Consider the following 8,552-nt stretch of genomic DNA (forward strand, 5'->3'; position numbering starts at 1 on the left):
TAGCGCTGCGTCGCGATGCCGTTGACGATCAGGCGCACCTTGCCCGGCGGCTGGCGCCAGGCCCCCAGCGCAATCGCCTCCAGCCGCCGCGAGGGCACCACCAGCGCCGCCGCGCCGCCCAGCGCCAGACGGCGAAACTGGTTGCGTTCCCACTTCAGCCCGCCCGCCTCGTCCTCGTTGAAGCCGTCCTCGTGGTGAACCAGCGGCGCCAGGCGCAGGCGGCGCTGGAACAGACGATGCGCGAGCACCGCGTCCATCGCCCCCCAATTGTAGGTCAGCACAAGATCGAAGCCGACCATCGCTTCGGCAAGGCCCCGCAGCCGCGCGGGCATGGGCCGCCCCTGCAGGCTGGGGAAATCCGCGGGGAAGGCGACTTCGAGCGCGGGATCGAGCCGCGCCGCCGCACCATAGGCCCCCGGCTGAGCGGAAACCACGGCGTGGCGCACCTTGGGCCCGAAGGCGTTCATCAGCTGCACCGCGCGCAGCTCCTTGCCGCCCGCGTTGAAGCCCGAATGGAGATGCAGGACGCGGCTCACGCAACTCTGGCCAGCAGCGCCTCGATCGCGGCGACCGCCTCGGGCTCGTCGAGCGTCGGGGCATGGCCGACATCGGCAAGCGTGAGCGCTTCGGCCTCGGGCACGCGTTCGAGCATCTGCGCCAGCGTCTTGAGCGAAAGCACGTCGGACAGGCTGCCGCGCACCACCAGCAGCGCTCGCCCGGCCATGTTTTCCCAGAACGGCCACAGATCGGGCTGCTCGGCAAGATCGAGGTTGAGCATCGGCTCGGCGATCTTCATGTCGTAGTCGAACACGATGCGCCCGCTGCTCGACAGCGTCATCAGTCGCTTGGCCATGCCGATCCAGAAATCGAGCGGCTGGCCCGGATGGGCATCGCCGTGCGCATCCTCGATCCCGCGCGCGGCGTGGACCCAGGTCGGATAGCTGCGCCCCTGCCCGACGTAGTCGCGGATACGCTCCATCCCGGCCGGTTCGAGCCAGGGTCCGACATCGTTGATGACCGCGCCCACGACCCGCTCGGGCATCAGGCTCGCCAGCCCCATCCCGATCAGCCCGCCGAGCGAGGTGCCGATCACCACGAAGCGCTGCAACCCTTGCGCGGTGATGAGGTCGGTGAGGTCGAGCGCGTACTGTTCGGGGGTGTAGCTGGCCGCATCCCGCGCATAGTCGCTCTCCCCGCGCCCGCGCAGGTCCGGGCAGAGCACGTGCCAGCCCTGCGCCCGCAGGCGGGGAGCCAGCACGTCGAAATCGCGCGCGTTGCGGCTGAGCCCGTGCAGGCACAGCACCGCCGGGCGCGTCGCCTCGGCCAGAGCGCCAGACAGAGCGCCAGACAGCGCCTCATCGGGCTCGTAATCGCGGTAATGGAGCTTGAGACCATCGCGGCTCGACCAGAAACCGTCCTTGAATTGCGCGCTATTCGCCATCGGCAACCTGTCCTGCGGGCCTTCGCCCTCAATCCGCGCGCCCTCGGGGGTGGACCGCGCCCGCCGGTCATAGCGAGCCCGGCGGCTCCTGAACAGCCACGCCGACCCGGCGCTTATCCCGCTCTCTTGCCCGCGCCCTTGCCCGCGCCCGCGCGCGCAGCAACGGCCCGAGGCGCGAACCGGCTTGCAGCCCCGGCCACCCACGCCCACCTAGGGGGAATGCGCAAAGATCCCCCGGCCCAGCCCTACCGCCCCGACCCCGCCATCGAGGCCCTGTCCGCCTGGCTGGCCGATCCGGTCGATCCGGCGCGCTTTCCCGCCCACACGCTGCGCTTCCGCAACCAGCGCTGGGCGCAGGCGGTGGGTCTGGGCGATCTCGACGAGGCGGCCTGGATCGACCATTTCGGTCGCTTCGCCCCGCTCGAGGGCAATCTGCCGCGCCCGCTCGCGCTGCGCTACCACGGCCACCAGTTCCGCGCCTACAACCCCGATCTGGGCGACGGGCGCGGGTTTCTGTTCGCCCAGCTGCGCGACGGCCCGCCCGAGGCGTCGGCCACGCGCCTGCTTGACCTGGGAACCAAGGGTTCGGGCCAGACCCCGTGGAGCCGCGAGGGCGACGGGCGGCTGACGCTCAAGGGCGCGGTGCGCGAGATTCTCGCCACCGAACTGCTCGAGGCGCTCGGGGTCAACACCTCGAAGACCTTCTCGGTGATCGAGACCGGCGAAGAACTCTGGCGCGGCGACGAGCCTTCGCCCACCCGCTCGGCGGTGCTGGTGCGCCTGTCCCACGGGCACATCCGCATCGGCTCGTTCCAGCGGCTCTACGCGCTCGAGGAAAGGGACCATCTCGAAGCGCTGGTGGCCTATTGCCTGGCCACCTACCCCGGCGCCCAACCGCCCCAGGACGCGCCCGACCGCGCCAATCCGGCGGTGATCCTGCTCCATCAGGTGGTCGAACGGCTGGCCGATCTCGCCGCCGCGTGGATGATCGCGGGTTTCGTCCACGGCGTGCTCAACACCGACAACATGAACATTACGGGCGAGAGTTTCGACTATGGCCCCTGGCGCTGGGCGCCGCGCTGGGACGCGCGCTTCACCGCCGCCTATTTCGACCGGACCGGGCTCTACGCCTTCGGCCGCCAGGCCGAGGCGCTGTTGTGGAACTGCGGTCAGCTGGCGATGGCGCTCAGCCCCCTCGCAGAAACGCCGCCGCTGATCTTCGCGCTCGACCGCTTCGCCCCGCTCTACCAGGCCGCAATGGCCCGGCGGCTGTGCTGGCGGCTCGGCATCGAGCCGCGCTCGGCCGAAGCGGACGCCCACCTGCTCGACACCGCGCAACGCGCGATGATCGAAAGCGGCCTCTCGCCCGATCACTTCTTCCACCTCCACCGCGGCGCCCGCCAGCCGGGCGACGACGCCTTTGGCAGCGCCCTGCAAGGCTACCGCGCGCTCGACGCGGCCGACGCGGCCTACTGGCAGGAAAGCGCGCCGGTCCACCTGCACATCGAGGAAGTCGAGCGGATCTGGGCCGGGATCGCCGAGCACGACGACTGGCGCGCGCTGGATGAGAAGGTCGCCGCGATCCGCGCGCTCGGCCGCGATCTGGGCAAGGCCCCGCCCGCGCCTCCCCCCGCCTGACGTCCTGCTCCGTCCAGCCCGTTCCAGCGCCGACAGCACACGCCCAGGCACAGCGTTAGCATCCCGGTAGGGATAATCGTGCAATGACACCGGGTGTTTCGAATTTTCATTCGCCAACAGGCCAAGAACCGGTAATGGACGGGGCAACGACCAGTGCAGCCTCTCGAACGAGAGATCGGGGACCCATCGCCAGCGTGACCACTGCGGACATCATCTCGTTCGAACCGGCCACCGGCGCGGAACTCTGGCGCGGCACGCCGTGCGATGTCGACGATGTGGTCGCCCGCGCCCGGCGCGCCTGGCCCGCCTGGGCCGCGCAGCCGCTCAGCACGCGCATGGAACTGGTGCGCCGCTTCGCCAACGAAGTGCGCAAGGACGCCGAGGCGCTGGCCACCATGATCGCGCGCGAGACCGGCAAGCCCTTGTGGGAAGCCCACGCCGAAGTCGAACAGCTGGTCGCCAAGGTCGAAGTCTCGATTCGCGCCTATGCCGAGCGAACCAGCCAGCGAAAGCTCGATTCCGCGCTCCAGGGCAAGATGGCGCTGCGCCATAAGCCGCACGGCGTGCTCGTCGTGCTCGGCCCCTTCAACTACCCCTGCCACCTGCCCAACGCGCATATCGTGCCCGCGCTGATCGCGGGCAACGTGGTCGTCTTCAAGCCGAGCGAAAAGGCCCCGGCCTCGGGCGAGATGCTCGCGCGGTGCTTCAACCGCGCCGGGATTTCGGCCGCGGTCATGCAGTTCGCGCCGGGCGGCCCGCTCGAAGGCCAGCGCCTCATCGCGCACGAGGGTATCGACGGCGTGCTGTTCACCGGCTCGGCCAACACCGGCATCGCGATCAACCGCAAGCTCGCCACCCGGCCCGACAAGCTCGTCGCGCTCGAGATGGGCGGCAACAACGCAATGGTCATGTGGGACACCCCCAAGCTCGCCGACGCCGCCTCGCTGATCGTCCAGTCCGCCTTTTCGAGCGCAGGGCAGCGCTGCACCGCGGCGCGTCGGCTGATCGTCAAGGCCTCGCTTTACGACCAGATCGTGCCGATGGTGAAGAGCCTCGCGGACCGGGTGATCGTGGGCGCCCCGTTCGACGAGCCCGCCCCGTTCATGGGTCCGGTGATCGACAACGCCGCCGCCGACGGGCTGTCCGAGAGCTTTCTCTACCTGATGAGCCACGGCGGCCGGGCGATCAAACACCTCCAGCGCCCCGATGGCACCCTGCCCTTCCTCAGCCCTGCGATCATCGACACCACGGCCATGACCGACCGCCCCGACGTCGAGCTGTTCGGGCCGATCCTGCAGGTCATCCGGGTCGAGGATTTCGACGAGGCCATCGCCGAGGCGAACAACACCCGCTTCGGCCTGGCCGCCTCGCTGGTCGGCGGTACGCCGCAGGAATACAACCGCTTCTGGGCCAACATGCGCGCCGGGATCGTCAACTGGAACCGGGCCACGATCGGCCCCAGCCACGCCGCTCCGGTCGGCGGCGTGGGGCTCTCGGGCAACCACCGCCCCAGCGGGTACTACGCGGCGGACTATTGCGCCTATCCGGTCGCCTCGGGCGAGATGGAACAGCCGCGCGCGGTGATCGGGGTAGGCATCAGGCCCTGATTTCCGGGCGCGACGCGCCTGCCTCGGAGCCGGGCCCAGAAGGCCCGCTCGGCGCTTTCCGGGAGCGCCGCCCGCCCGCGCCGGGGCGATTCGCCCGGCACGCCGTGCAGCGCCTTGGCGGTGCGGTTACTTTCCGCTCACGAACAGGTTGACCTCGGTCACGCCCTTGGCCGCCGTGTTGGCGTAGACGACATAAGCCTGGCCGCCCTTGCGCCCGCCGAGAACCGATTGCCCGTCAGCCGTGCGGTACTGGGCGCCGTACCCGGCCTTGCTGGCCATGGTATAGTAGAAAGCGATGATGTCCGTCGGGCTGACCGGGGTCGCGTAATTGACCACGATCATCGCGCAGCCATCGGCATTGACCCCGGCCGCATCGTTGACCGCGCCGCGCGGATAGACCGGAAACGCTGCGGGAAGCTTCGCCGCCCAGGTGTTCGAAAAGGCGAGCGCCTTGGTGCAGTCGGTCCTGGCCTGCTGGCTTGCCCTGGCGACCTGCGCGGCGGTGGCCGCCCCTTCCGCGAGTTCCTCGGCGCCGCCCGCCTGGGGCTGCGGCGCGGCGCGCAGCTTGCCCCCGGCCAGCGCGAGCGCCTGCTTGCGCGCATCGGCGATCGCTTCGGGCGAGCGATCCTCGGGCGGCAGCGAGACTTCGCCATCGTCGGCCGAAACCGCCGAACCGTCCTGCCCGGTCATGTCCGGATCGACCAGGATGTCATCGCCCAGCGCGCCGGTCATCGCCGGATCGCTCGGCGCCGCCTCGGGCTGCGGCTTCGCGCTACACCCCGCCAGCGCGAGCGCAAGCGCGCAGAACGCGCCAAGCGCGACGGGCGAACCGGCTCGAAGGTCCTGGCGGTGCAACATCGTCATTCGTGGCATCCTTTGTCACTGGCTTTGTCACTGGCTTTATCACTGGGCCCTTTCACTGGCCCTTTATCACTTGGCCTTCTTTCACCCGGCCATCGTTCAGACGGACTTCCATCATCCCGGTACGAAACAGGGGCCTGCCCCCCGACCGGGGAACAGTGACGCCTTGCGCGGCGCATGGCAAAGCGGATTACCAATAAGACGCCAAAGACAAGGTTAAAACCAGCACCTTGCGCACCTGCGTCCCATTTCGGGAAAACAAGACACGGCTTCTTTCCGATTCCTGCGCGTGACTGTCGCATAACTTTTTGCCGCATGGCCTGGAACAAGCCCCCAAACGATCGAGGGCGCCCGTGCCGATGGCACGAGCGCCCTCCCGTCCGGCGCGCAAGGCGTGAAGCGGCCCTGCGGGCGGACGGCCCATCGGTGCATCGCCGTCTGCACCGACGGGGTTGGGAGACCGGTCGGGACGCGCGCGGGCCAAAGCCCGCGCAGCCGCCCCGGCAATCCAGTTTAGCGGCAGCTTGTGCTGTCGCGATCGATCGCCCGGCCGAGCAGCGCACCGCCCAGCGCGCCGAGCAGGGTACCGGTCGAACGGTCACCGCGCGTGTCAATCCCACGCCCGACCAGCGCCCCCGCCGCGCCGCCGATCAGGAGGCCGGTGGTGCCGTCGGACTTGCGGCAGTAATAGCGCCCGTTGTCGCCGCGCCAGACACGGGTCGGGCGCATGTCGCGATCGTACCCTTCGCGCCCGTAACCGCGCCGGTAATCCTCGCGCGAGTAACGGTAGCGTTCGTGACGGTGGTAGTAGGTGTCGGTATCCCCGCTCTGGAATGCGGGAGCCGGCGCATAGGCCGGGGCCAGCGTGTAATGAGGGACCGCCGCCACGGCCGGAAGTGCGGTCGCGACGCTGGCGCTCGCCGCAGCAAGCAGCGTTGCCTTGATGATTGCGTGCATCGTCGTTCTCCTTGATGGGGCAGGCCCGAAACGGGCCTCCATCGCTATGCATTCATTTATAAGGCAACTTAGCTGAACGACCCGCAACGGGCTTGAAAGATTCGGGCTAATCGACGAAACGAACGATCAGGCGCGACGAACCGTGCCTGCGGGCCCGCCTCCGTACCCCCGGCCTGCCCTTCCTCCGGAAAAAGGCTGCGAGAATGGCGCAAGGTGCGCAGAGCAGGCAAGCGACCGGCGGGCTGCCCTATGCGCTCGTCACTTATTTCGGCTGGGGCCTGTTTCCGCTCTACTTCGCCGCGCTGCGCCAGGTTCCCGCCTTCGAGATGGTGGGCTGGCGCATCGTCTTCACGCTGCCCTTCTGCGCGGTGATGGTCGTCTGGAAGCGCCAGGTCGGCGCGGTCGTGCAGGCGCTGCGCGACCCACGCACGCTGGGTATCCTGTGCGCCAGCGCCCTGGCGATCGGCGCCAACTGGACGATCTACGTCTGGTCGGTCCAGCAGGGCCATGTGCTGGCCGCCAGCCTTGGCTACTATATCAACCCGCTGCTCAACGTGCTTGCCGGAACGCTGTTTCTGGGCGAGCGGCTCAACCGCCTGCAATGGTGCGCGGTCGCGCTGGCGGCGACCGGCGTCGCGGTCTTGGCGATCGACGCGCTGGCAATGCTGTGGATCAGCCTCGCGCTCGGGGCGTGCTTTTGCGTCTACGGGCTGCTGCGCAAGCGCGTCGCGGTCGAATCGCTGCCCGGCCTCGCGGTCGAATCGCTGATCCTGACCGTGCCCGGAGTGCTTGTGGTCAGTGCCTACGCACTCGGGCCCAGCGGATCGAGCTTTGGCCAGGCGCCTGCCACCGACGCGCTGATCGCGCTGAGCGGCGTGCTGACCGGCCTGCCGCTGCTGCTGTTCGCGGTTGCCGCGCGGCGCATGGACTATTCGACGCTCGGGTTCGTCCAGTTCCTCACCCCGACGATGGTCTTCGCGCTGGGCGTGTTCGTGTTCCACGAACCGGTGCGCACCACGCAGCTGGTCTGCTTCGCCTTCCTGTGGAGCGCGGTCGCCCTGTTCAGCTTCGACCTGCTGCGCCGCAAGGCGGCCTCGCGCGGCTGAACGGGCCCGCCGCGATTTGGCCACGATCACGCGCCATCCTTGCCCCCGCCCCGGACTTTCGCCCGAGGTTCCACCCGCGAGGAGACGCCATGCCCGCCGTCGATGCCGCTCCCTCCGCACCCGTCGCGATCGCCGCGCCCCGCGTGGTTGGCCAGAGCGACACAGGGACTTTTGATCTTGGCAAGCTCGACAATCCCGAGCGCACGATCGACCTCTCGAGCGTCCAGCGCCGTTGCCGCCCGGCGAGCGACCGGCGCGAAATCGTCGTTTGTGCCCCCGATCCCGACGCCCAGCGCCTTGGCCGTAGCGATGGCTTCAAGGGCCTCGAGAACCGCGACAACGGCCCGTGGCAGGCGCAATGGGGGCTGACCGATTCGCTCGCGCTCGGCACCCGCCTCGAAGCCGCGACGATGCCCGACGGCACGATCAGCAACCGCGTGATGGTCGACCTCAAGATCAAATTCTGAGCGCGATCACCCTGGGATTGCCACCCTGGGATTACCCGAAGGCCACCCGATGCTCCCCACCCGGCAGCCGGGTCAGGCTGGCGCGCCGCCCGGTGAACGCTGCGGCGATATCCAGCGCGGTGCGCGTGTGCCCGCTCGGCTTGACGGTGGTGAACAGCCCCCCGCCTGCCAGTACAAACGGTAGAACCAGCTGATCGGCGAGGTAGGGTCCGGCAAAGGCCGTGCTCTCCTCGTAGCCGCGCATACGGGCCGATGCGGTGCGCGCCAGCCGCTCGGCGGTGACGCCCATCTGCCCGAAGCCGCTGACGACTTCGGTGACATGCTCGTAAGCCGCCTCGAGCAGGAGGATCACACCCGGCCCCTGATCGACGGGCAGTTCGCGAACCGAAAAGTCGGCTTCGTCCCAGTGCGGCAGATCGCCGCTGGCGCGCCCCACCAGCCGGCGGGCGATGGCGCCGGGGACGGCGGCGTGGAG

The 8,552-nt window shown here is 69.3% G+C and carries 8 protein-coding genes and 1 pseudogene; 4 read left to right on the top strand and 5 right to left on the bottom strand.

Annotated elements, in window-relative coordinates:
- The coding region (locus MTR62_RS18545) for a glycosyltransferase (protein WP_244023734.1) at positions 1 to 536 on the bottom strand (536 nt) is incomplete at its 3' end.
- Positions 533 to 1,441: an alpha/beta fold hydrolase gene (locus MTR62_RS18550; RefSeq protein WP_244023737.1), complete on the bottom strand. Its 909-nt coding sequence runs from the start codon at positions 1,439 to 1,441 to the stop codon at positions 533 to 535. The genes MTR62_RS18550 and MTR62_RS18545, both read right to left, overlap by 4 nt.
- 219 nt (positions 1,442 to 1,660) lie before the next feature.
- Here MTR62_RS18550 and MTR62_RS18555 point away from each other — a divergent pair, with 219 nt between their 5' ends.
- Positions 1,661 to 3,079 carry a protein adenylyltransferase SelO family protein gene (locus tag MTR62_RS18555; protein WP_244023739.1) on the top strand — a complete coding sequence of 473 codons (1,419 nt, stop codon included), beginning with the start codon at positions 1,661 to 1,663 and terminating at the stop codon, positions 3,077 to 3,079.
- Between the two features lie 134 nt (positions 3,080 to 3,213).
- Positions 3,214 to 4,686 carry a succinylglutamate-semialdehyde dehydrogenase gene (locus MTR62_RS18560; RefSeq protein ID WP_268739950.1) on the top strand — a complete coding sequence of 491 codons (1,473 nt, stop codon included), beginning with the start codon at positions 3,214 to 3,216 and terminating at the stop codon, positions 4,684 to 4,686.
- A gap of 126 nt (positions 4,687 to 4,812) precedes the next feature.
- On the opposite strand, the gene MTR62_RS18565 is transcribed toward MTR62_RS18560, so the two are convergent.
- Both MTR62_RS18565 and MTR62_RS18570 read right to left on the bottom strand, forming a co-directional pair.
- Positions 4,813 to 5,550 carry a hypothetical protein gene (locus MTR62_RS18565; RefSeq protein WP_244023743.1) on the bottom strand — a complete coding sequence of 246 codons (738 nt, stop codon included), beginning with the start codon at positions 5,548 to 5,550 and terminating at the stop codon, positions 4,813 to 4,815.
- A gap of 510 nt (positions 5,551 to 6,060) precedes the next feature.
- Positions 6,061 to 6,504 (bottom strand): glycine zipper 2TM domain-containing protein, encoded by a 444-nt coding sequence (locus MTR62_RS18570; RefSeq protein WP_244023745.1) that lies wholly within the window; start codon positions 6,502 to 6,504, stop codon positions 6,061 to 6,063.
- A 203-nt stretch (positions 6,505 to 6,707) separates the two neighbouring features.
- Between MTR62_RS18570 and rarD the strand changes: the two genes are divergently transcribed.
- Positions 6,708 to 7,610, top strand: coding sequence for an EamA family transporter RarD (gene rarD / locus MTR62_RS18575; protein ID WP_244023747.1), 903 nt, complete (start codon positions 6,708 to 6,710; stop codon positions 7,608 to 7,610).
- Between the two features lie 89 nt (positions 7,611 to 7,699).
- A complete protein-coding gene (locus tag MTR62_RS18580) occupies positions 7,700 to 8,077 on the top strand; it encodes a hypothetical protein (RefSeq protein WP_244023749.1) in 378 nt (125 codons plus the stop codon).
- Positions 8,078 to 8,108: 31 nt separating this feature from the next.
- Here MTR62_RS18580 and MTR62_RS18585 read toward each other — a convergent pair.
- Positions 8,109 to 8,552, bottom strand: a pseudogene (locus MTR62_RS18585) (RNA 3'-terminal phosphate cyclase); the annotation flags it as partial.

Origin of the sequence: Novosphingobium organovorum (genome assembly GCF_022832435.1) — a bacterium.
In the GTDB taxonomy this organism is placed as follows: Bacteria; Pseudomonadota; Alphaproteobacteria; order Sphingomonadales; family Sphingomonadaceae; genus Novosphingobium; species Novosphingobium organovorum.

Bases quoted from the DNA above. Each gene is read 5' to 3' on its own strand.
- MTR62_RS18550 (WP_244023737.1), bottom strand. From the start codon at position 1,441: ATGGCGAATAGCGCGCAATTCAAGGACGGTTTCTGGTCGAGCCGCGAT.
- MTR62_RS18555 (WP_244023739.1), top strand. From the start codon at position 1,661: ATGCGCAAAGATCCCCCGGCCCAGCCCTACCGCCCCGACCCCGCCATC.
- MTR62_RS18560 (WP_268739950.1), top strand. From the start codon at position 3,214: ATGGACGGGGCAACGACCAGTGCAGCCTCTCGAACGAGAGATCGGGGA.
- MTR62_RS18565 (WP_244023743.1), bottom strand. From the start codon at position 5,550: ATGACGATGTTGCACCGCCAGGACCTTCGAGCCGGTTCGCCCGTCGCG.
- MTR62_RS18570 (WP_244023745.1), bottom strand. From the start codon at position 6,504: ATGCACGCAATCATCAAGGCAACGCTGCTTGCTGCGGCGAGCGCCAGC.
- rarD (WP_244023747.1), top strand. From the start codon at position 6,708: ATGGCGCAAGGTGCGCAGAGCAGGCAAGCGACCGGCGGGCTGCCCTAT.
- MTR62_RS18580 (WP_244023749.1), top strand. From the start codon at position 7,700: ATGCCCGCCGTCGATGCCGCTCCCTCCGCACCCGTCGCGATCGCCGCG.